The organism is Streptomyces sp. NPDC042346 (genome assembly GCF_055581845.1).
Map to the genome: position 1 here is coordinate 877,397 of NZ_JBVJEH010000002.1, position 24,912 is coordinate 902,308.

Genomic DNA, 24,912 nt, shown 5'->3' on the forward strand with positions numbered 1-24,912 from the left:
CAGGGCATCGTCAATCACGAGAAGGGAATATACCCAGGTGGAGCACGGTAAATTGATGCAATGACCCTGCACCTGAAGGCAACGATGCGTTGCAATGAATGACACCGAAGGCAATGCTCAGCGGGCGGTGCCCCCGGGCTTCCGTCCCCAGGCGGTGAGCATGCCGGCGGACAGGGCGGCGCACTCGGCGGAGTCCAGGTACCGGATCGCCGCGTCGACGGCCGCGTCGTCGACCAGGCCGGTGGCGAGCATCGCCGCTCTGCTCCGCTGCCAGGTGTCCGCCCAGAATCGGCTGATGGGGCTGCCGGGCAGGAGCGGCGGTACGTGGATCTCGGCGGCCACGGGCAGGAGCCCCGCTCCGCGCAGCAGGTGGGGGTAGGACGGCACCCAGGTCACATCGGTGCCGATGCCGTCCCGAAGTCCCCGCCACATCGCCCGCATCACCGAGGTGTACGGAGTGCCGGGCGTACGGTCGCTCGTGAGGTCGACGGCGTCGCTGAGCACCAGCACTCCCCCGGGCTCGACGAGTTCGGCGAGCGCGGTGATCAGGCGGTCGTGCTCGGTCAGGTGCATCAGCACGAAGCGCGCGTGGACGAGCCGGAACCGGCCGGGGGCGAAGTCCGGGGCGGTGATGTCGGCCTCCAGCACGTCGAGCCCCGGCACCGGCCGCTCGCTCACGAAGCGGACGTCGCGGTCCACGGCGAGCACGCTCTCCACCCCGGCCTCGGCGAGGAGACGCCGGGATACCGTGCCCGTGCCGGCGCCCACGTCGAGACACCGCCACCCCGGGCCGGCCCCGAGCGCCCGCAGCCGCGCCATGGTGATGTCGTCGTAGGCGAGGGCGCCGAAGTCGATGCGCTCGCCCTCGCCCGCCTGCTCGGGCCGGAAGACGGCCTCGCCGTAGCGGCCGCTGAACTCTGTCATCCCACCGATACTCCACCGACGACCGCGCGCACGTCCGAGGCGCGCCGTGCCTGAGCCGATCGGCCCTCACGGCACGGGCACGACTCGACTCGGCACGGCACGGCACGGCACGGCGCATCGACTGCGTACGGTCCCTCGGGTCCCGTGCCGTCAGGAGATGCGGTGGAGCCAGCCCTGGGGGTCGGGAGCGGTGCCGTGGTGCAGGTCGACCAGGGCGTCGCGCATGGCGAGGGTGACCGGGCCGGGGGTTCCGTCACCGATCGTCCAGTCGCCGTCGCGGTCCTTGACGTGACCGACGGGGGTGACGACGGCCGCCGTGCCGGAGGCGAACACCTCGGTGATGCGCCCCTCCGCGCACTCGCGGCGCCACTGCTCCAGGGAGACCTTCTCCTCCCGGGGGACGTACCCCATCCCCTCGGCGAGCCCGAGGAGCGTGTCACGGGTGACGCCGGGCAGGAGCGACCCGCTCAGGGACGGCGTCACGATCTCGGCCCCGGGGCCGGTGCCGCGCACGAAGAACATGTTCATGCCGCCCATCTCCTCGACCCAGGTGCGCTCCACCGGGTCCAGCCACACCACCTGCTGGCAGCCGGCCTCCTGCGCCTGGAGCTGCGCGACGAACGAACCGGAGTAGTTTCCGGCGCACTTGACGTTGCCGGTGCCGCCCGGGATGGCACGGCTGTGCTCGTGGCTGACCCACACCGACACCGTCTCCAGCGCCTTGCCGAAGAAGCCGCCCGCGACGAACGCCATGACGAGGTACTCGTAGGTGTAGGACGGGCGGAGCATCAGGTTGGCGTCCGCACCGAACATCATCGGCCGCAGGTAGATGCTGTGGCTCGGGTCGTCGGAGAGCAGCCCCTGGTCGGCGCGGAGCAGTTGCTCGATGGAGTCGACGAAGACCTCCGCGGGCAGCTCCGGCATGGCAAGGCGGCGGGCCGAGCGCTGGAAGCGGCGGGCGTGCTCCCACGGCCGGAACACGGCGATCCCGCCGTCGGCCTGCCGGTGGGCCTTGAGGCCCTCGAAGATGACCTGGGCGTAGTGCAGACCGATCGTCCCGGGGTGCAGGGTGAGGTCGTGCAGCCGCTCCAGCGCGGGCTTGTGCCAGCCGTCCGACGCGTTCCACGACAGGGTGAACATGTGGTCGGTGAACGCGTCACCGTGGCCGGGGGAACGGACGGGCTGGGGGGCGGACGCGGCGGGGTTCTGGTCGAACGTGAGGGTCATGGCGATTCCTTAAGGGACGAGTCGGTACGGGACGAGGCCGTACGTGCGGGGCAGTGCGTGCGGGGCAGTACGTGCGAGGCAGGGCGTGCGGGGCGTGCGAGGGGACGCGCGGCGGTCAGACGAGCGGTGCGAAGAAGAAGGTGTCGCGACGGCCGAACCGGCCGTCCGCCGTGAGCTGGAAGAAGTCGGCGAAGCGCAGCGCCACCGTGGTGCCGTCGTGGAGTTCGCCGTTGAACTCGCCGTGCACGGCGATGTCCGAGCCCTCGACGAGGATCTTGCTGAGCGTGTGCCGTCCCGTTCGGATGACGCGGGCGCCGCCGTAGAAGCGGGTCAGGCCCTCGTGTCCCGTGAACGGTTCGTAGCCCGGGCGGTGGTAGGTGGCGTCGGGGGTGAACAGGCCCACCAGGCCGGGGACGTCACCGGCGTCGACCAGGTCGTAGTAGCGGCGCACATCGGCCTCGGCGGCCGAAGAAGCGATGGTGGCGGTGGCGGTGGCGGTGGAGTCGTCGGTCCGCATGCGGGGTCTCCTGAGCGGTGAGGAATCGGGACGGGTGGGTCGGATGCTCAGATCGCCGGCGGGGTGAGCCGGTCGATCAGTACGTCGGCCATGAGCGCGAGTGCGCCGGGCCTGGTCATGTCGCCGTGCGCGCACGGCAGGTCGTGGACGTCGAGCCGGCCGGCGAGGTACGGGTGCCAGTCCTCCGGCCGCGGGCGGGGGCCGGTCCGGCCCTCGGTCGCGGCGAAGAACAGCAGGTCGCCGTCGAAGCGTTCGGGAACGAACTCGTGCCGCAGCCGGACGTTCGAGGAGAAGACCTCCGCCAGGGCGGCGAGCGCGGGGCCGTCGAACCGGGCGAGCGGCCCGCCGGTCTCCCGTACGGTCTCCTCGAACCGGTCGAAGGTCAGGGTGCCGTCCGGGACCGGGAGACCCAGGGACGCCAGCAGCGCGGCGAGCGTCAGGGGGCAGGAGGCGGGCGGCGGGCCGCCGGCCATCCAGGACGGGGTGCCGGCCACGCCACCGGTGCCGGGGTCAGTACCGGTGCCGGCGTCGGTGCCGGGGTCAGTCCTGGTGCCGGTGCCGGTGCCGGACGGGGCTGTCGCGAGGTGCGGATACGCGTCCATGATCGCCAGCAGGGCCACCTCCTCCCCCTCGGCACGCAGCCGCGTGGCCAGGGCATGGGCGACGAGCCCGCCGAAGGACCAGCCGAGGAGGTGGTACGGCCCTGCGGGCTGCACCGAGCGGAGCTGCGCCAGGTAGTCCTTGACCATCGCGTCGAGCCCGGACGCCGGGAGCTCCGGCGGTGTCAGACCGCGGGCCTGGAGCCCGTACAGCGGGCGCTCGGGGCCGAGGTGCCGCAGCAGGCCCGCGTACACCCAGCTGATCCCGGCCGCGGGGTGGACGCAGAAGAGCGGTGCGGCCCGGGCGAGGTCGCCGTGCGGGCGCAGCGGCAGCGGGGAGGTGAACGCGTCGCCGTCCTGGGCCCCGCTCGTGAGGCCGGCGCCGGCTAGCCGGCCGGCGAGGCCCGCGACGGTGGGGGCTTCGAACAGCGCCTGGATGCCCAGGTCGACGCCGAAGGCGCGGCGCATGCCGGCGATCAGCCGGGTGGCCAGCAGGGAGTGGCCGCCGAGGTCGAAGAAGCCGTCGTCGATGCCGACCGTCTCCACACCGAGCGTCTCCGCGAACAGCCCGCACAGGGTCTCCTCGCGGCTGTCCCGCGGTCCGCGCACGGGTGCGGTGTCCGCTCGGACGGGCGGGGGCAGACGGCGGCGGTCGAGTTTGCCGCTGGGGCTCAGGGGCAGCTCGGCGAGGCGTACGAACTGTCCCGGCACCATGTGGGCGGGCAGGGACCGGGCGGCATGATCGCGCAGCGAGTCCGTGCTCTCCTCGCTCTCCGTGCTCTCCGTGCTCTCCGTGCTCTCCGCACTCCCCTCGCTCGCCACGCTCTCCGCGCCGTCCGGGTGCGGCTCGCCGACGACGTAGGCGACGAGGCGCCGGTCGCCGGGCCGGTCCTCACGGACCACGACGGCCGCCTGACGGACACCCGGGTGGCGGGAGAGCACGGCGGTGATCTCGCCGAGTTCGATGCGGAAGCCGCGGAGCTTCACCTGGTCGTCGGCGCGGCCGAGGAACTCCACCACGCCGTCACGGCGCCACCGGGCGAGGTCGCCGGTGCGGTACATGCGGCTTCCGGACGGCCCGAAGGGGGCAGCGGTGAAACGTTCCGACGTCAGTCCGGGACGGCCCAGGTATCCCCGGGCCAGCTGGACGCCGGACAGGTAGAGCTCGCCGGTCACACCGGGCGGCACCGGCCGCAGCGTCGCGTCCAGGACGTGCACGCCGGTGTTCCACACGGGCCGGCCGATGGGTACGGAGACGGCGTCGCTGTCCGTGCCGCCGCGACCGTCGGCGGAGTCGACGTGGTGGCTGGTCACGTCCACGGCCGCTTCCGTCGGGCCGTAGAGGTTGTGCAGCTCGGCGGGGCTGACGGCGGCGAGGCGTTCGGCGAGCACGGTGGGCAGGGCCTCGCCGCTGCAGATGACGCGACGCAGGGAGCGGCAGGCGGCGATGTCGGTGGAGGCGAGGAACGCCTCCAGCATCGAGGGGACGAAGTGGGCCGTGGTGATGGAGTGGCGCCGGATCAGGTCGGCGAGGTAGTCGGGATCCTTGTGGCCCTCGGGCCGGGCGACGACCAGGGTGGCGCCGGTGATCAGCGGCCAGAAGAACTCCCACACGGAGACGTCGAAGCTGGACGGCGTCTTCTGCAGGACGCGTTCGCCGGGTTCGAGGCCGTACGTGTGCTGCATCCAGGCCAGTCGGTTGACGATCGCCGCGTGGGTGACGACGACGCCCTTGGGCCGGCCGGTGGAGCCCGAGGTGTAGATGACGTAGGCGGGGTGCTCGGGCCGGGCCTCGGGCAGTCCACGCGACAAGTCGGGATCGGAGTCGGAGGCGGGGGCGGCTTCGAGCTCCGCGAGGAGTTCCGGGGTGAGGACGAGAGCGGGGGCGGCGTCGTCGAGCATCTGGGCGACGCGGTCCGCCGGGTAGTCGGGGTCGATGGGCAGGTAGGCGGCGCCGGCCTTGTGCACGGCGTAGAGGGCGACCAGCAGCTCCACCGAGCGGGGCAGGGCGACGGCGACGACGCGTTCGGGGCGGGCGCCGCGCGCCACGAGGTGGCGGGCGAGGTGGTCGGCGCGGGCGTCGAGCGCGGCGTAGCCGATCCGCTGGTCCTCGAAAAAGACGGCGGTGGCATCGGGCGTACGGCGGGCCTGCTCGGCGAAGAGCCGGGGCAGCGTGGTGGCGGCGACGGGAACGGCGGTGTCGTTCCACTGGTGCCGGACCTGGTCGCGTTCCTCGTCGGTGAGGAGGTCGACGGCGCCGAGGGCCTGGTCGGGGTCGTGGGCGAGGGCCGTGAGCAGGACCGACAGACGCCGGGCGAAGCCTTCCACGGTGGCGTGCTCGAAGAGGTCGGAGGCGTAACCGAGCGTCCAGACGAGACCCGCGGGCCGGCCCTCGGAGTCGTACTCCTCCTCGATCCCCACCGTCAGGTCGAACTTCGCGACCCAGGTGCCGACGGGGACCACGTCGGTGCGGAGCCCGGGCATGGATTCGGCCTGGCCCGAGGCGGTGGGGTCCTTCTTCACCAGGAGGACCTGGAAGAGGGGGTGTCGGGCGAGGGAGCGCGCCGGGTTGAGCTCCTCGACCAGCCGCTCGAACGGCAGGTCCTGATGGGCGAACGCCTCCAGGTCGGTGTGACGGACCCGGGCGAGGAGCTCACGGAACGTCGGATCACCGGACGTGTCCGTGCGCAGCACCAGCGTGTTGACGAAGAAGCCGACGAGATCGTCGAGAGCCTCGTCCGTACGACCCGCCACCGGCGTCCCCAGCGGAATGTCGCTCCCCGCGCCGAGCCGGGTGAACAGCGCCGCCAGAGCCGCCTGACACACCATGAACACCGTCGCACCCGACGACCGGGCCAACTCCACCACCCGACCGTGCACCTCCGCGCCGAGAGCGAGAGGTACCGCGTCACCCCGGTGACTCGGCACAGCAGGACGCGAACGATCCGCCGGCAGCGCCAGCTCCTCAGGAAGACCGGCGAGGACTTCACTCCAGTGCTTCAACTGGCCGAACGCCACGCTCTCCGGATCCTCCACACGCCCCAGCACCTCCTGCTGCCACAGCGTGTAGTCCGCGTACTGCACCGGGAGGGGCGGCGCGGTCGCCGGCCGGCCGGTGGCGCGGGCGGTGTATCCGGCGGCGACCTCGCGGGCGAGGGCCCCCATCGACCAGCCGTCGCAGACGATGTGGTGGAGGACGAGAAGGAGGACGTGATCGTCCTCGCCGACCGTGAACAGGGTCGCGCGCAGGGGCAGTCCGGCGGTCAGGTCGAAGGGACGGCGGGCGGCTTCGCTCAGGTCGGTCTCCAGCCGGTCGGGGTCGGTGGTGACGAACTCCCAGGGGACGTCGGCCTGTTCGGCCGGGATGACGTCCTGCCAGGGGCCTGTCTCGGACTCCGGGAAGCGGGTCCGCAGCGCCTCGTGACGGCGGACCGCGTCGCCGAGCGCCTCGCGGAGCGCCCCGCCGTCCAGCGCGCCTCGCAGGCGGAGGGCGAACGGCACGTTGTAGAGCGGGCTGTTCTCCACCCGGCCGAAGAACCAGAGCCGTTGCTGGGCGAAGGAGAGCGGGGGCGCCTCGGGGCGCGGCACCGGGCGCAGGGCGGGCCGGGCGCGGACGGCGGCGTCGAGGCGGCCGGCGAGACCGGCGGGCGTCGGAGCCTGGAACAGGTCGCGGACGGTCATCTCGACACCGAGTGCGGCCCGGACCCGGGTGATCAGCCGGGCGGCGAGCAGGGAGTGGCCGCCGAGGTCGAAGAAGCCGTCGTCGGCGCCGACCGTGCCGACGCCGAGGATCTCGGCGAACAGCCCGCACAGGATCTCCTCGCGCGGGGTGCGCGGGGCGCGGCCGCCGGGCGACGGAGCGAGCTCGGGGGCGGGCAGGGCGCGGCGGTCGAGCTTGCCGTTGGGGGTGAGCGGCAGCGCATCCAGGGTGACGAACGTGGACGGCACCATGTGGTCGGGGACCCGTGCGGCGGTGTGGGCGCGCAGGCCGGCGGGGGCCGTTCCGGGGCGGTCGGGGACGACGTACGCGACCAGGCGCCGGTCACCGGGGCGGTCCTCCCGGACCACGACCGCCGCCTGCCGGACGTCGGGGTGTGCGGTGAGGTGGGTCTCGATCTCGGCGGGTTCGATCCGGAACCCGCGGATCTTGACCTGGTCGTCGGCACGGCCGAGGTATTCGAGGACGCCGTCGGCCCGGCGGCGCACGAGGTCGCCGGTGCGGTAGACGCGCTCCCCGGGCGCGCCGCACGGGTGGGCGACGAATCGTTCCGCTGTGGCGGCGGGGCGGTGGAGGTAGCCGAGCGCGAGCCCGGTGCCGGACAGGTACAGCTCCCCCGGCACGCCGGGCGGTACCAGCCGCAGCCGGTCGTCGAGGACGAAGGCGTGCTTGCCGGAGACGGGCGTCCCGATGGGGATGGGCGGGCCGGTCAGATCGGCGGCGGTGACGGTGTGGCTGGTGGTGAAGCCCATGCTCTCGGCGGGCCCGTAGCCGTTGGTGACGCGGACCTGCGGGAACCGTTCGAGGACCTGCGCGGTGTGGGCGACGGAGGCGGCCTCGCCTCCGGTCATCGCCGCGTTCAGGCCCTGGAAGGCGGTGGGGTGCTCGTCGAGCAGATGGTTGAAGAGGCTCGCCGACGCCTTGAGGACGGTGACGCCGTGCCGGGTGACCAGCTCGGCCATGGTGGCCGGGTCGGGGCGCTGCCCCGGCTGGAGCACCACACGGCCCCCGTTCAGGAGCGGGCCGAGGAGCTCGGTGGCGAAGGCGTCCCAGGACATGGGCGCGCTCTGCAGCCAGGTCTCGCCGGCGCCGAAGGGGGCGTACTCCTGGCCGGTGAGGGTGCCGGTCAGCGCCCGGTGCGGGGCCACCACGCCCTTCGGGACACCCGTCGAACCCGACGTGAACATCACACAGGCGGGCGCTTCGGCGCTGTCGGGGAGGGTGGGGGCGAGGGGGGCTGCGGGGGCGGCGGAGGCAAGGGAGGCGCCGGGGGTGGCGGAATCGTCGCCGGGGGCGGCCGGGTGGACCAGCGGGACACCGGTCGCCGTGAGCCAGCCCGGCACGTCCGGCGCGGTGACGACGGCGGTGGCCAGGGTCTGGGCGAGGACGGCGGACAGCCGCTCGCCGGGGAAGTCCGGATCGAGGAGCGTGTAGGCCGCTCCCGCCTTGAGTACGGCGAGCAGGGCACGGACCAGATCGGGCCCACGCTCCAGGTGTACCGCGACGATGTCCCCGACCCGCACCCCCTCGGCGTGGAGGCGGCGGGCGAGCCCGGACGCCTGGGCGTCGAGTGTGCCGTAGGTGACCTGCTCGTCCGCGAAAAGGAGGGCGGTCGCCTCGGGAGTACGGGCCGCCTGCGCCTCGAAGAGTCGGTCGACACGGCCGGGCGACGCGGCCGGGCGGCCGTCACCCGGTGCGGGGAGCAGCCGGCGCCGTTCCTCGTCGGTGAGGAGGTCGACGGCGCCGAGGGCCTGGTCGGGGTCGTGGGCCAGGGCCGTGAGCAGCACCGACAGACGCCGGGCGAGGCCTTCCACGGTGGCGTGGTCGAAGAGGTCGGAGGCGTAACCGAGCGTCCAGACGAGACCCGCGGGCCGGCCCTCGGAGTCGTACCGCTCCTCGATCCCCACCGTCAGGTCGAACTTCGCGGAGCCGGTGCCGATGGGGAGTGTCTCGACGTCGAGGCCCGGCCAGGAGGGCGTGCGCCCGCCAGGGCCGCCCGCGTCCTTCTGGACGAGCATGACCTGGAAGAGGGGGTGCCGGGCGAGGGAACGGGCCGGGTTGAGCTCCTCGACCAGCCGCTCGAACGGCAGATCCTGATGCGCGAACGCCTCCAGGTCGGTGTGACGGACCCGGGCGAGGAGCTCACGGAACGTCGGATCACCGGACGTGTCCGTGCGCAGCACCAGCGTGTTGACGAAGAAGCCGACGAGATCGTCGAGAGCCTCGTCCGTACGACCCGCCACCGGCGTCCCCAGCGGAATGTCACTTCCCGCGCCGAGCCGGGTGAACAGCGCCGCCAGAGCCGCCTGACACACCATGAACACCGTCGCACCCGACGACCGGGCCAACTCCACCACCCGACCGTGCACCTCCGCGCCGAGAGCGAGAGGTACCGCGTCACCCCGGTGACTCGGCACAGCAGGACGCGAACGATCCACCGGCAGCGCCAACTCCTCAGGAAGACCAGCCAGAACCTCACTCCAGTGCTTCAACTGGCCGAACGCCACGCTCTCCGGATCCTCCACACGCCCCAGCACCTCCTGCTGCCACAGCGTGTAGTCCGCGTACTGCACCGGGAGTTCGGGCCACACCGGCTCCTGCCCGGCGGTGCGGGCGGTGTAGGCCGTGGCGAGATCCCGTACGAGCGGGCCGAGGGACCAGCCGTCGGCGGCGATGTGGTGGAGGACGAGAAGCAGGGTGTGATCGTCCTCGTCGACCGCGAACAGGGTGGCGCGGACCGGGAGTTCGGTCGTCAGGTCGAAGACGTGACGGGCCGCTTCCCCCAGGTCGGCGGACCGTCGGCTCGCGTCCGTGGTGAGGAACTCCCAGGGGACATCCGTCTCTTCGGTCGGGAGGATGTCCTGCCAGGGTCCGGTCCCGGACTCCGGGAAGCGGGTCCGCAGCGCCTCGTGGCGACCGAGGACGTCCAGGAGGGCACGGCGGAGGGCGTCGGCATCCAGGGCTCCGCGCAGGCGGAGGGCGAGCGGCACGTTGTAGCTGGGATTCGGCTGCGTGCGGCTGAGGAACCACAGCCGCTGCTGGGCGTACGACAACGGAAGCATGGGATTCTCCTCAGGAGCGGGACCGGCGCCGCAGTGCGGGCCTGGCCTTCTCGGCGCCGTCCAGGCGCTCGGCGAGACCGGCCGGCGTGGACGCCTCGAACACGGTCTTGATGGACAGTTCGGTGTCGCACACCGCACGGATGCGGCTGATGAGGCGGGTGACGAGGAGGGAATGACCGCCGAGGAGGAAGAAGTCGTCGTCCACTCCGACTTCGGGAAGCCCGAGGACCTCGGCGAAGAGGTCGCAGAGGAGCTTCTCTTGCGCGGTACGCGGGGCGCGGCCGCCCGGTGAGGTGGTGACGTCGGGGACGGGGAGGGCCTGGCGGTCGAGCTTGCCGTTCGGAGTGAGCGGCAGTGCGTCGAGGACGGTGAAGCTGCTGGGGCGGAGGTGCTCGGGAAGGTGTGCGGCGGCATGCGACCGGGCCTCGGCCGGGTCGAGTACGGTGCCGGGCTCGGCGACCAGATAGGCCGCGAGGCGCTTGTCGCCCGGGCGGTCCTCGCGGACGACGACCGCCGCCTGACGGACACTGCCGTGGCGCATCAGGACGGCCTGGACCTCGCCCGGCTCGACGCGGAAGCCGCGGATCTTCACCTGACCGTCCGCGCGCCCCAGGAACTCCAGGACACCGTCGGCGCGCCACCGCACCAGGTCACCGGTCCGGTAGACCCGCTCCCCGGGAGCCCCGTAGGGGTGGGCGATGAACCGCTCGGATGTCAGACCCGGCTGACCCACATAGCCCCGGGCCAGACCCACACCCGCCATATACAACTCGCCGACCACACCGACCGGTACCGGACGCAGACCCTCGTCGAGCACGTACACCCGCTTGTTCACCACCGGCCGGCCGACCGGGATCGACGAACCCTCCGAGTCACGCCCCTCGACCGTGTGGCAGCAGGTGAAGATCATCGACTCGACAGGCGAGTAACCGTTGACCAACCGCAGCCCCGGATACTCCGCCAACGCCTTGCCCACATGCGCCACCGACAGCGGCTCACCACCGGTCATCACCTGCCGCACCCCGGCAAAGCAGCCCGGATACTCGTCCAGCAGGAAGTTGAAAAGGCTCGCCGAGACGTGGACCGTCGACACCCCACGGGAGGCGATCAGTTCGACGATCACGGAAGGCTCAGGCCGCACACCCGGCTGAAGAACACACGTCCCGCCATGAAGCAGCGCACCGAACAACTCCAGCGCGAACGCATCCCACGACACCGGCGAGCACTGCAACCACACCTCACCCGGACCGAAAGACACGAACTCCTGACCGGTCAACGTCCCCACCATCGCCCGATGAGGAGCCACCACACCCTTCGGCACACCCGTCGAACCCGACGTGAACATCACACACGCCACATCCAAAGGACCCGCAACCCGACCCAGATCACCACCATCACGCGCAGCGATCACCCCCGCCTCGGCATCGACCGAGACCGGAAGCACCCCCGTGCCCTCCCAATGACCCGCGAACCGAGCCACCGTCACCACCCGCGTCACACCGGCCAGAGAGGCGATGTCACGGACCCGCTCACCAGGAAGGCCAGGATCAAGCAGCGTGTAACCGGCACCCGCCTTCAACACCGCCAGAACCGACACCACCAGCTCCGTGTCACGCTCCAGCAACACCCCGACCGTGTCACCACGCCGCACACCAGCCGCAACCAGATGACGTGCCAACCGGTTCGCCCGGGCGTTCAACTCGCCGTACGTCACCCGGAGATCGCCGAGTACCAGCGCCGTCGACTCCGCTGAAGCGGCAGCCCGCTCCTCGAACAGCTCGTGTACGCCCGCTTCGGACGGGAACGCGCCGGCCGTGGCATTCCACTCGCCCAGCAGCACCCCCCGCTCCTCCGCCGCCAGGACGTCCAGATCACCGATCCGTACGTCCGGCTCCGCGACGGCCGCCTCAAGGAACCGCACCAGACGCGCCACCAGCACTTCGACGCTGCCTCGGTCGAAGAGATCGACGGCGTACTCGAGAGCTCCCGTGATGCCGGAGGGGTTGCCGTCGCCGTCGTGGGTCTCGGTGAAGGCGGCCGTGAGGTCGAACTTCGCGGTGCCGTTGAGCACGGTCTCCATCCGGGCGTGAAGTCCGGGGAGTTCGCGTGCCGCCTCGGCGTTGTTCTGGAGGACGAGCATCACCTGGAAGAGCGGGTGGCGGGCGAGCGAGCGGGCAGGGTTCAGCTCCTCGACAAGATGCTCGAACGGCACGTCCTGGTGGGCGTAGGCGGCGAGATCGGTCTCCCGGACCCGCGCGACCAGCTCCCGGAACGTCGGATCGCCCGAGGTGTCCGTCCGAAGCACCAGCGTGTTGACGAAGAAGCCGACCAGCTCGTCCAGGGCCTCGTCCGAACGCCCCGCCACCGGGGTTCCCAGCGAGATGTCCGTCCCGGCCCCGAGGCGCGTCAACAGCGCTGCCAGAGCGGCCTGGAGGACCATGAACAGGGTGCCGCCTGAGGTGCGGGACAGGCGCATCAGGTCCTGGTGGAGCCGCGCGTCGAGGTGGACGGGTACGGCGTCGCCGCGATGGCTCGCGACGGCGGGCCGGGGCCGGTCCGCGGGGAGGGCGAGGGTGTCGGGAGCGCCGGCGAGCACGGCCTTCCAGTGGGCCGTCTGCCGGGTGAGGAGACTGTCGGTGTCCGACGGGTCGCCGAGCAGCTCCCGCTGCCACAGCGTGTAGTCCGCGTACTGGACGGGCAGCGGCGCCCACTCCGGCGCGCGCCCTTCCATACGTGCTTCGTACGCCACCGCCAGGTCCCGCACCAGCGGTGCCAACGACCATCCGTCGCAGGCGATGTGATGGACCACCAGGAGGAGGACGTACTCCCCCGGTCCTGCGGGCGGTCCGAACAGTGCGGCTCGCAGAGGCAGTTCGCCCGCGAGGTCGAAGGGCCGTGCGGCGTGGGCGGAGAGGACCGCGGGCAGGCCCGCCGTCTCGGTGGCCGCGACGACCGTCACGGTGAGGTCCGGGCTCGCCTGCTCGGGCGCCAGGATGTGCTGGCGTACGCGGCCGTGCTCCTCGGGGAACACGGTCCGCAAGGCCTCGTGCCGGTGGACGACGTCGGAGAGCGCGGCGGCGAGGGCCGTCCGGTCGGGCGGGCCGTCGAGGCGCAGGGCGTGGGCGACGTTGTAGGACGCGGCGCCGTCCTCGGCCCGGTCGAGGAACCAGAGCCGTTGCTGGGCGTAGGAGAGCGGAAGTTCGGCGGGCCGTACGGCGGGGAGCAGCGCGGGGCGGGCCCGGTCGGCGCTGTCGAGGCGTTCGGCGAGCGTCGCCACGGTCGGGGCGCCGAAGAGGTCGCGGAGGGTGATCTCCGCGCCGAGGGCGGCGCGGATGCGGGCGGCGAGCCGGGCGGCGAGCAGCGAGTGGCCGCCCCGGTCGAAGAAGTCGTCGTCGATGCCGACGTCCGGAAGGCCGAGGAGCTCCGCGAACAGTCCGCAGAGGATCTCCTCGCGCGGGGTGCGCGGGGCGCGGTGGGCGGCGCCGGCCGCGAAGTCGGGGGCGGGCAGGGCGCGGCGGTCGAGCTTGCCGTTGGGGGTGAGCGGCAGGGCGTCCATGGTGACGATCGCAGAGGGCACCATGTGGGTCGGCAGGGTGCGGGCCAGGTGGCCGCGCAGCTCGGCCGGGTCGGCGCCGCCGACGACGTACGCGACGACGTGCCGGTCCCCGGGCCGGTCCTCGCGGACGATGACGGCCACGTGGGAGACGCCGGCGTGGCGGGCGGCGACGGCCTCGATCTCGCCGGGTTCGATGCGGAAGCCGCGGACCTTGACCTGGCCGTCGGCGCGCCCGGCGAATTCCAGTGCTCCGTCGGCGCGCCACCGGACGAGGTCGCCGGTGCGGTACATCCGGGCGCCGGGCGGTCCGTAGGGGTGGGCGGTGAACCGTTCGGCGGTGAGGTCGGGGCGGTGGCGGTAGCCGTGGGCGAGGCCGTCGCCGGAGACGTACAGTTCGCCGACGACGCCCGTCGGGACGGGCTGGAGGCCTTCGTCGAGGACGTACACCTGGGTGTTGGCGAGGGGGGCGCCGACGGGGATGACGGTACGTCCCGCGTCGTCGGCGGTGACCTGGTGGCAGTTGGTGAACACCATGGATTCGACGGGGCCGTAGCCGTGGACGAGCCTCAGGTGCGGGAAGTCCCGGCGGACGCGCAGGAGATGGGCGACGGAGGGCGCCTCGCCGCCCGTCATGACCTGGCGCAGGGTGCGGAACACCTCGGGGTGGGTGTCGGCCATGACGGCGAAGAGTCCTGCGGACAGCCAGACGGTGGTCACGTCGTGCGCGGTGACGAGCGCGGCGATCACGGCGGGTTCGGGGCTCTGGCCGGGGGCGAGGACGCAGGTGCCGCCGTGGAGCAGCACGGGCCACATCTCCAGGCTGAGTCCGTCCCACGAGACGGGGGCGCACTGGAGGGAGACCTGGTCGGGGCCGAAGTCGATGTAGTCCTGGCCGAAGAAGGTGCGGACGGTGGCGCGGTGCGGGGAGGCGACGCCCTTGGGGCGGCCGGTGGAGCCGGAGGTGAACAGGACGCAGGCGATGTCGTCGGCCAGGACCCGCACGTCGGGTGCGGTGGCGGGCGCGCCGTCGATCAGCCGGCGGTCGTGGGGTGCGTCGGTCCGGACGACGGTGACGTCTCCCGGCAGCCGGTCGGAGAGTCGGCCGTGGGTGACGACGGTGCGGACGCCGGCCTCGTCGACGATGGAACGGATCCGGTCCTCGGGGTGGTCCGGGTCCAGGGGCACGTAGGCGGCGCCGCACTTGAGGGCGGCCAGGATGCCGGTGACGAGATCGGGGCCGCGGTCGACGAGGACGCCGACGAGGTCCCCGTGGGTGACGCCGAGGCCGATGAGGTGGTGGGCGAGGCGGTTGGCCCGGGCGTCGAGTTCTCCGTAGCCGATCCGCTCGTCGCCGGAGATCACGGCGGTGGCGAGCGGCGTGCGGGCGGCCTGTGCGGCGAACAGTTCGTGCAGGCAGCGGTCGCGCGGATAGTCGGCGGCGGTGTCGTTCCAGGTGGTGAGGGTGGTGCGGCGTTCGTCGGCGGAGAGCACGTCGAGGGTGCCGAGCGGGCGGTCGGGGTCGGCGACGGCGGCGTGCAGGAGGCGTTCCAGGCGGGCGAGGAGCGTCCGTACGGTGTCGGTGTCGAAGAGGTCGGTGGCGAACTCCAGGCCCCCGTCGAGCCCGGCGGGTGCGCCGGTCGGGTCATGGGTCTCGGTGAGGGCGAGGGACAGGTCGAACTTGGCGGTGGTGTTGGCGACGGGCTCGGGGCGTGCGGTGACGTCGCCGAGCCGTACGTCGGTCTCCTCGGTGTTCTGGAGGACCAGGAGGACCTGGAAGAGCGGGTGGCGGGTGAGCGAGCGGACCGGGTTCAGCTCCTCGACGAGCCGCTCGAACGGCACGTCCTGGTGGGCGTACGCGGCGAGGTCGGCCTCACGGACCCGTGCGACGAGCTCCCGGAACGTCGGATCACCCGAGGTGTCCGTCCGCAGCACCAGCGTGTTGACGAAGAAGCCGACGAGGTCGTCCAGGGCCTCGTCCGTGCGGCCCGCGACGGCCGTGCCGAGGGGGATGTCGGTCCCGGCGCCGAGCCGGGTCAGCAGGGCGGCGAGGCCCGCCTGCACGACCATGAACAGGGTGGAGTGGGTCTCCCTGGCCAGGTCGCGCAGCTGCTGGTGGAGCTCGGGGCCGAACCGTACGGGCAGCAGGGCGCCGTCGGTGTCGGTGGCGCCGTCAGCGTCGGTTTCGGCGTCGGAGTCGGCGTCGGCGTTCGCTGAGCGGGGCCGGTCGGTGGGCAGGGGTAGTTGGTCGGGCAGGTCGGCCAGGACGTCGCGCCAGTGGTCCAGCTGGCGGGCGAGGAGGCTGTCCGGATCGGTGACGTCGCCGAGCAGCTCACGCTGCCAGAGGGTGTAGTCGGCGTACTGGGCCGGGAGCGGCGTCCAGTGGGGTTCGCCCCCGGCTGCGCGGGCCTCGTAGGCGGTGGCCAGATCGCGCAGCAGCGGGTTCATCGACCAGCCGTCGGCAGCGATGTGGTGCATCACCAGGAGCAGTACGTGCTCGTCCGCGTCTGCCATGAACAGGTGGGCGCGCAGCGGGAGTTCGTCCGCCAGGTCGAAGCGGTGGGATGCGGCGGCGCGGACGGCGGCAGTGAGCGCCTCGGGAGCGTGGGCGTGGTCGGTGACGGCCAGGGTCGGACGAGCCTGCGCGGCCGGGACGACGGACTGGCGGGGCAGGCCGTCGACGGCCGGGAAGCGGGTGCGCAGGGCCTCGTGCCGGCCCGTGAGGTCGATGAGCGCGGCCTGGAGGGCGTCCGGGTCGACGGTGCCGTGGAGCCGGGCGGCGAAGGTGAGGTTGTAGGCGGGGCCGCCGGCGCCGCCCTGGGCCTCGTCGAGGAACCAGAGGCGCTGCTGGGCGTACGAGAGCGGAAGCACGGCGGGGCGCTCGACCGGGCGCAGGGCCGGCCGGGCACGCTCGGCGCCGTCGAGGCGGCGGGCGAGTGCGGACACCGTGGGTGCCTGGAAGAGGTCGCGGATGCCGACTTCGACGCCGAGGGCGGTGCGGATGCGGCCGATCAGACGGGCGGCGAGCAGGGAGTGGCCGCCGAGGTGGAAGAAGTCGTCGTCGATGCCGGCTTCGGGGACGCCGAGGACGTCGGCGAAGAGACCGCAGAGGACCTCCTCGCGCGGGGTGCGCGGGGCGCGGCCGCCGAGGGAGGCGGCGAGCTCGGGAACGGGGAGGGCCTGACGGTCGAGTTTGCCGTTGGGCGTGAGCGGGAGGGCGTCGAGGACGACGATCGCGGCGGGGACGAGGTGCTCGGGGAGCCGGTCGGCCGCGTGAGCCCGTATCTCCTCAGGAGTCACCGAGTCGGACGCGAACTTGGACGCGGAGTCGGAGTCGGAGTCGTCGCGGACGACGTAGGCGACCAGGCGCTTGTCGCCCGGGCGGTCCTCGCGGACGACGACCGCCGCCTGACGGACACTGCCGTACTTCATCAGGACGGCCTGGACCTCGCCCGGCTCGACGCGGAAGCCGCGGATCTTCACCTGACCGTCCGCGCGCCCCAAGAACTCCAGGACACCGTCCGCGCGCCACCGCACCAGGTCACCGGTCCGGTAGACCCGCTCCCCGGGAGCCCCGTAGGGGTGGGCGATGAAACGCTCGGCCGTCAGTCCCGGCTGACCCACATAGCCCCGGGCCAGACCGACACCCGCCATGTACAACTCGCCGACCACACCGACCGGAACCGGACGGAGACCCTCGTCGAGCACGTACACCCGCTTGTTCACCACAGGCCGGCCGACCGGGATCGACGATCCCTCCGTGTCACGCTCCTCGACCGTGTGGCAGCAGGTGAAGATCATCGACTCGACCGGCGAGTAGCCGTTGACCAAGCGCAGTCCCGGATACTCCGCCAACGCCTTACCCACATGCGCCACCGACAGCGGCTCACCACCGGTCATCACCTGCCGCACCCCGGCGAAGCAGCCCGGGTACTCATCCAGCAGGAAGTTGAAAAGGCTCGCCGAGACGTGGACCGTCGACACCGCATGTGAGGCGATCAGTTCGACGATCACGGAAGGCTCAGGACGCACACCCGGCTGAAGGACACACGTCCCGCCGTGGAGGAGCGCGCCGAACAACTCCAGCGCGAACGCGTCCCACGACACCGGCGAGCACTGCAACCACACCTCACCCGGACCGAAAGACACGAACTCCTGCCCGGTCAACGTCCCCACCATCGCCCGATGAGGAGCCACCACACCCTTCGGCACACCCGTCGAACCCGACGTGAACATCACACACGCCACATCCAGAGGACCCGCCACCCGACCCAGATCACCACCATCACGCGCAGCGATCACCCCCGCCTCGGCATCGAGGCGTACGAAGGGGGCGGGGCCGTGCTGCCAGCCGTCGGCGGGCTCTCCCGTCGTGACGATCAGCCCGGCACCGGCGGTGGAGACGACGGAGCGGAGGCGCTCGACGGGGAACTCCGTGTCGAGGAGGGTGTATCCGGCGCCGGCCTTGAGCACGGCGAGTACGGCGACGACGAGGTCGAGGTCCCGGTCGAGGAGGAGGGCGACGGTGTCGCCCCGCCCCGCGCCTCGGTCACGGAGGTGTCGGGCGAGCCGGTTGGCGGAGGTGTTCAGCTCCGCGTAGCCGATCGTCCGGTCCGCGAGGACGAGGGCGGTGGCGTCGGGGGTACGGGCCGCCTGCCGCTCGAAGAGTTCGTGGACGCACGCGGTGTGCGGGAAGTCGGCGGTGGTGGCGTTCCAGTCGCCGAGGAGCGTGGTGCGTTCGTCGGCGGCGAGCACGTCGAGCGCCCCGATGGGCAGGTCCGGCTCGGACACTGCGGCGGTCAGGAGGCTGACCAGGCGCGCGGCGAGCGACTCGGCCGTGTCGTGGTCGAACAGATCGGTGGCGTACTCCAGGAGGCCGGAGATGCCGGCGGGTGCTCCCTCCTGGGTCCGGTGCTGTTCGGCGACGAAGGTGAGGTCGAACTTGGCGCTGTGGCGCTCGGGGTGCTCGGCACGGACCTCGCAGCCGGGCAGGGACAGGGGCGGCGGGGCGTCCTGGAGCGCGAGCATGATCTGGAAGAGGGGGTGCCGGGCGAGCGAACGGACCGGGTTCAGCTCCTCGACGAGCCGCTCGAACGGCACGTCCTGGTGGGCGTACGCGGCGAGGTCGGTGTCGCGGGTGCGGGCGACGAGCTCCCGGAACGTCGGGTCACCCGAGGTGTCCGTCCGCAGCACCAGCGTGTTGACGAAGAAGCCGATGAGGTCGTCCAAGGCGTCGTCGGAACGGCCGGCGACCGGGGCGCCGAGCGGGATGTCGGTCCCGGCGCCGAGCCGCGTCAGCAGCGCGGCGAGTCCCGCCTGCATCACCATGAACAGCGTGGAGTCGCTGCCACGGGCGAGATCGAGCAGCCGTCGGTGCAGCTCGGCGTCGAGCGTGAGGGGCACGCTGTCGCCCCGGTGGCTGGCGACGGCGGGCCGGGCGCGGTCCGTGGGGAGGGCGAGGGCCTCGGGGGCCCCGGACAGGGACTCGCACCAGAAGTCCAGTTGTCGCCGCGCGAGGCTGGACGGGTCGCCGTCGTCGCCCAGCAGCTCGCGCTGCCACAGGGTGTAGTCGGCGTACTGGACGGGCAGCGGTGCCCAGCCCGGCGCGCGGCCGGCGCGGCGCGCCTCGTAGGCCGTGGCGAGGTCCCGGGTCAGCGGGGTGAGGGACCAGCCGTCGGCGGCGATGTGGTGGCAGACGAGCAGGAGGACGTGGTCGTCGTCGGCGACGGTCAGCAGAGTGGCCCGCAACGGGGGCTCGGCGGCCAGGTCGAAGCGGTGGGCGGAGGCCTCGTGGAGGACCTGGGAGAGATCCTCTTCAGCACAAACCGTGGCGTGCCAGACGGACTTGAACGACGCGCCCGTGACGACACCGGCGTCTGCGTCGAGGACGCGCTGCCAGGGCTCTCCGTCCGCCGTCGGGAAGACCGTGCGCAGAGCCTCGTGGCGGACCGTCACGTCCCTCACGGCGCGCCGCAGCGCGTCGGTGTCGAGCGGTCCGCGCAGGCGAAGGGCGATCGGCACGTTGTAGGAGGCGTGGGGTTCCTCGACCTGGTCGAGGAACCAGAGCCGCTGCTGGGCGAAGGAGACGGGGACGCGGTCCGGCCGCCGGGCCGGGAGCAGCACCGGCCGGGGATCGGAGTCGACGCCTGCGCCTCCACCTACGCCCGCACCCGCACCGCCCGCGCTGTCGAGGCGCTCGGCCAGCGCCGCCACGGTGGGCGCGTGGAACAGTTCGCCGATGCCGACGCGTACGCCGAGCGCGGTGCTGATGCGGCTGATGAGGCGGGCGGCGAGGAGGGAGTGACCGCCGAGGTGGAAGAAGTTGTCGTCCGTGCCGACCTGCTCGACGCCGAGGACGTCGGCGAAGAGGTCGCAGAGGAGCTTCTCCTGCGCCGTGCGCGGGGCTCGGCCGCCCGGCGCGGTGGTGACGTCGGGGGCGGGGAGAGACCGGCGGTCGAGCTTGCCGTTCGGGGTGAGCGGGAGTGCGTCGAGGACGGTGAAGCTGCTGGGGCGGAGGTGCTCGGGAAGGTGCGCGGCGGCATGCGACCGGGCCTCGGCCGGGTCGAGTACGGTGCCGGGCTCGGCGACCAGGTAGGCCGCGAGCCGCTTGTCTCCGGGGCGGTCCTCACGGACCACGACCGCCGCCTGACGGACACTCCTGTGCCGCATCAGTACGGCCTGCACCTCGCCCGGCTCGACGCGGAAACCGCGGATCTTCACCTGGCCGTCCGCACGCCCGACGTACTCCAGGACGCCGTCGGCGCGCCACCGCACCAGGTCACCGGTCCGGTAGACCCGCTCACCGGGAGCCCCGTGGGGGTGGGCGACGAACCGTTCGGCCGTCAGTCCCGGCTGGCCCAGGTAGCCGTGCGCCAGGCCGGCTCCGGTGAGGTAGAGGTCACCGACCACGCCTGCCGGGACCGGGCGGAGCCGCTCGTCGAGGGCGTACATCCGCTCGTTGCCGATCGGCCGGCCGATCGGGATCGCGGGGCGGCGGGTGTCCTCCGTGGTGATGGCGTGGGTCGAGACGAAGATCATCGCCTCGACCGGCCCGTAGCCGTTGACGAGGCGCAGGCCCGGGTACTCCGCCAGCGCCTTCGCCGCGTGGGCGGGCGACGCGGCCTCGCCGCCGCCGAGGATCTGGCGCATCCCGGTGAAGCAGCCCGGGTACTCGTCCAGCAGGAAGTTGAGGAGGCTCGCCGAGAGGTACGCCGAGGTGACGTGGTGGCGGGCGATGAGCTGGGCGATCACCGCGGGCTCCGGCTTTCCGCCGGGCTGGAGGACGCAGGTGCCGCCGTGGAGCAGCGCGCCGAACAGCTCCAGCGCGAAGGCGTCCCAGGACACCGGCGCGGCCTGCAACCACACCTCGTCCGGCCCGAAGGACACGAAGTCCTGACCGGTCAGCGTGCCCGTGACGGCCCGGTGGGGAGCGACGACGCCCTTCGGGACGCCCGTCGACCCCGACGTGAACATCACGCACGCCGCGTCCTCGGGCCCCACGGCACGACCCGGCGCGGTGTCCGCGCACGCCGCGATCCCGGCCGCGTCCTCATCGGCGTCGAGCCGTACGAGGCCGGGCACCGGTCCCAGCCCGTCAGCGAGGTCACCGGTCGTGACCACCGACGAAAGACCCGCGCGCCCGGTGACGTCCCGCAGCCGCTCCGCCGGGAATCCCGGATCCAGCAGCGTGTACGCGGCTCCCGCCTTCAGTACCGCCAGCACCGCCGCGACCAACCGCGGCTCACGCTCCAGGAGGATGCCCACCGTGTCACCACGGCGTACCCCGCGGCCGACGAGATGCCGGGCCAGCCGGTTCGCGTCACGCTCCAACTCCCCGTACGACACGCGCACATCACCGAAGAGCAGCGCCGTCGACTCCGCCGAGGCGGCAGCCCGTCGCTCGAACAGCTCGTGCACACACGCCTCGTACGGCTGCACGCCGGCCGACGCGCTCCACTCGCCCAGCAGCAACCGCCGCTCGCCCTCCGCCAGGACGTCCAGATCACCGATCCGTACGTCCGGCTCCGCGACGGCCGCCGTCAACAGCCGCACCAGACGCGCCACCAGCGCCTCGACGCTGCCCCGGTCGAACAGGTCCGCGGCGTACTGGGCCGAGCCGCGGACGCCGGTGGGGCGTCCGGCGCCGTCGTACGCCTCGGTGACGTCGAAGGTCAGGTCGAACTTGGCGACGTCGAGGGAGAGCACGTCCTGTGCGACGAGGTCGAGGCCGGGCAGCCGCGGTGTGGCGACGGCGTTGTTCTGGAGGACGAGCATCACCTGGAAGAGCGGGTGGCGGGCGGGCGAACGGGCCGGGTTCAACTCCTCGACGAGCCGCTCGAACGGCACGTCCTGGTGGGCGTACGCGGCGAGATCGGTCTCCCGGACCCGCGTGACGAGCTCCCGGAACGTCGGATCGCCCGAGGTGTCCGTCCGCAGGACCAGCGTGTTCGCGAAGAAGCCGACGAGCTCGTCCAGGGCCTCGTCCGCACGGCCGGCGACGGGCGTGCCGAGCGGGACGTCGGTCCCGGCCCCGAGCCGCGTCAGGAGCGCCGCAAGGCCCGCCTGGACCACCATGAACAGCGTGCTGTCACTGCGGCGGGCGAGATCGAGCAGCCGTCCGTGCAGATCGGCCGGCAGGTCCACCGGGACGACCCCACCCTCGTGCGAGGGCCGGAGCGGGCGGGGGCGGTCGGTGGGCAGCGTCAGTTCGTCGTCGAGCCCTGCCAGGGCCTGCCGCCAGTGGGCCGTCTGCCGGGCGAGGAGACCGTCGGTGTCCGACGGGTCGCCGAGCAGCTCCCGCTGCCACAGCGTGTAGTCGGCGTACTGGACGGGCAACGGCGCCCACTCCGGCGCGCGCCCCTCCACACGAGCCGCGTACGCCACCGCCAGGTCCCGCACCAGCGGCGCCAACGACCATCCGTCACAAGCAATGTGATGGACCACCAGGAGAAGGACGTAGTCCTCTTCCCTCTCCCCCGGGCCGAACAGATGGGCACGCAGGGGAAGTTCGGTGGCGAGGTCGAAGGCCTGACGGGCCGCGGCGGTGAGGGCGTCGGTGAGGCCCGCCTCGCCCGGGGAGGTGTGGGTCCAGTCCGCGCGGGCGTCCTGGGGCTTCAGCACCCGCTGGTACGGCTCCCCGTCGGGCGCGGGGTAGAGGGTGCGGAGGGCTTCGTGGCGCTCCACCACGTCGTCGACGGCCCGGCGCAGCGAGTCGGTGTCGGGAGTGCCGTGCAGGCGGAGGGCGAGCGGGACGTTGTACGTGGCGCCGCTCGCCGCCTCCGACGGGGCACCGGAACGCTCGCTCTGGCTGAGGAACCAGATGCGCTGCTGCGCGTGGGACAGCGGGAGCCGGTCGGGCCGCTCGGCGGGGCTCAGGGCCGCCGGGGCCTGCGCGGCGCCGTCGAGGGCACGGGCGAGGCCCGCGGCGGTCGGGTCCCGGAACAGCTCGCGGATGCCGATCTCGACGCCGAAGGTGCGGCGGATGCGGCTGATCAGGCGGGCGGCGAGCAGGGAGTGCCCGCCGAGCAGCAGGAAGCTCTCGTCCGCGCCGACCTCGTCCATGCCGAGGACGTCGGCGAACAGTCCGCACAGGGTCCGCTCGACCGGAGTCGCGGGGGCACGGCCGACCGGTCCGGTACGGGTCTCGGGGGCGGGCAGGGCCTGGCGGTCGAGCTTGCCGTTCGGGGTGAGCGGGAGGGCGTCGAGGACGACGATCGCGGCGGGGACGAGGTGCTCGGGGAGCCGGTCGGCCGCGTAGGCCCGTATCTCCTCAGGGGTCACGGAGGCAGACACAGGCGCGGGCTCGGAAGCGGACTCGTCTCCGTACCCGTACTCGGGCTCGGCTGCGTCGCGGACGACGTAGGCGACCAGGCGCTTGTCTCCGGGGCGGTCCTCGCGGACCACGACCGCCGCCTGACGCACACCCCCCTGGCGCATCAGGACGCCTTGGACCTCACCCGGCTCGACGCGGAAGCCGCGAATCTTCACCTGACCGTCCGCACGCCCGAGGAACTCCACGACGCCGTCGGGCCTCATCCGCGCGAGGTCACCCGTGCGGTAGAGGCGCTCTCCGGGAGCCCCGTAGGGGTGGGCGATGAACCGCTCGGCCGTGAGACCCGCCTGACCCGCGTATCCCCGGGCCAGCCCCACGCCGGCCATGTAGAGCTCGCCTTCCGCGCCGGGCGGGAGGCGCCGGAGGCGCTCGTCGAGGACGAAGACCTGCTTGCGGGCGAGGACGGAACCGACGGGTACGGCGGAGCTCCCGAGGTCCTGCGGGGTGATCTCATGGCAGCAGGTGAAGATCATCGACTCGACCGGCGAGTACCCGTTGACCAACCGCAGTCCCGGATACTCCGCCAACGCCTTGCCCACATGCGCCACCGACAGCGGCTCACCACCCGTCATCACCTGCCGCACCCCGGCAAAGCAGCCCGGATACTCATCCAGCAGGAAGTTGAACAGACTCGCCGACACGTGGACCGTCGACACCCCACGGGAGGCAATCAGTTCGACGATCACGGAAGGCTCAGGCCGCACACCCGGCTGAAGAACACACGTCCCGCCATGAAGCAGCGCACCGAACAACTCCAGCGCGAACGCATCCCACGACACCGGCGAGCACTGCAACCACACCTCACCCGGACCGAAAGACACAAAGTCCTGCCCGGTCAGCGTCCCCACCATCGCCCGATGAGGAGCCACCACACCCTTCGGCACACCCGTCGAACCCGACGTGAACATCACACACGCCACATCCAGAGGACCCGCCACCCGACCCAGATCACCACCATCACGCGCAGCGATCACCCCCGCCTCGGCATCCACCGAGACCGGAAGCACCCCCGTGCCCTCCCAATGACCCGCCAACCGAGCCACCGTCACCACCCGCGTCACACCCGCCAAAGAGGCGATGTCACGGACCCGCTCCACAGGAAGACCAGGATCAAGCAGCGTGTAACCGGCACCCGCCTTCAACACCGCCAGAACCGACACCACCAGCTCCGTGTCACGCTCCAGCAACACCCCGACCGTGTCACCACGCCGCACACCACCCGCAACCAGATGACGCGCCAACCGGTTCGCCCGGGCGTTCAACTCGCTGTATGCGGTGCCCCGTCCCTCGAAGACCACGGCGGCGGCATCGGGGGTCCGGGCCGCCTGCTCCTCGAAGACCTCGTGGACGCAGTCCATGGACACCTTCATCAACTCCATCACTCGGCGTTCGGGCGGTGCGGGGGGGGCGGGCGGTCTTGCGTGGCGACCGGTGTTTCGTGGCGTGCGGTCTTGCGTGGCGAGCCGTGGCCGGTCGGGCC

Annotated in this window: 5 protein-coding genes; all 5 read right to left on the reverse strand. The window is 72.4% G+C overall.

Annotation, left to right across the window (positions count from 1 at the left end):
- Window positions 1–117: 117 nt before the first annotated feature.
- The 5 genes from ACZ6K0_RS12605 to ACZ6K0_RS12625 all read right to left on the reverse strand — a co-directional run bounded on the left by ACZ6K0_RS12605 (window position 118) and on the right by ACZ6K0_RS12625 (window position 24,811).
- On the reverse strand, window positions 118–924 hold the full coding sequence (locus tag ACZ6K0_RS12605; protein WP_469231954.1) for a methyltransferase domain-containing protein: 807 nt from the start codon (window positions 922–924) through the stop codon (window positions 118–120).
- A gap of 150 nt (window positions 925–1,074) precedes the next feature.
- Complete coding sequence (locus ACZ6K0_RS12610; protein WP_376399142.1) at window positions 1,075–2,151, reverse strand: branched-chain amino acid aminotransferase; 1,077 nt, start codon at window positions 2,149–2,151, stop codon at window positions 1,075–1,077.
- A gap of 115 nt (window positions 2,152–2,266) precedes the next feature.
- Entirely contained in the window at window positions 2,267–2,668 is a 402-nt protein-coding gene (locus tag ACZ6K0_RS12615) for a nuclear transport factor 2 family protein (protein WP_469231956.1), read from the reverse strand.
- Window positions 2,669–2,715: 47 nt separating this feature from the next.
- A complete protein-coding gene (locus tag ACZ6K0_RS12620) occupies window positions 2,716–10,047 on the reverse strand; it encodes an amino acid adenylation domain-containing protein (RefSeq protein WP_469231958.1) in 7,332 nt (2,443 codons plus the stop codon).
- 10 nt (window positions 10,048–10,057) lie between these two features.
- Window positions 10,058–24,811: an amino acid adenylation domain-containing protein gene (locus tag ACZ6K0_RS12625; protein ID WP_469231960.1), complete on the reverse strand. Its 14,754-nt coding sequence runs from the start codon at window positions 24,809–24,811 to the stop codon at window positions 10,058–10,060.
- Between the last annotated feature and the right edge of the window lie 101 nt (window positions 24,812–24,912).

Excerpts from the sequence above, each read along its gene's own strand:
- ACZ6K0_RS12605 (WP_469231954.1), bottom strand. The coding sequence starts at position 924 with ATGACAGAGTTCAGCGGCCGCTACGGCGAGGCCGTCTTCCGGCCCGAG.
- ACZ6K0_RS12610 (WP_376399142.1), bottom strand. The coding sequence starts at position 2,151 with ATGACCCTCACGTTCGACCAGAACCCCGCCGCGTCCGCCCCCCAGCCC.
- ACZ6K0_RS12615 (WP_469231956.1), bottom strand. The coding sequence starts at position 2,668 with ATGCGGACCGACGACTCCACCGCCACCGCCACCGCCACCATCGCTTCT.
- ACZ6K0_RS12620 (WP_469231958.1), bottom strand. The coding sequence starts at position 10,047 with ATGCTTCCGTTGTCGTACGCCCAGCAGCGGCTGTGGTTCCTCAGCCGC.
- ACZ6K0_RS12625 (WP_469231960.1), bottom strand. The coding sequence starts at position 24,811 with ATGGAGTTGATGAAGGTGTCCATGGACTGCGTCCACGAGGTCTTCGAG.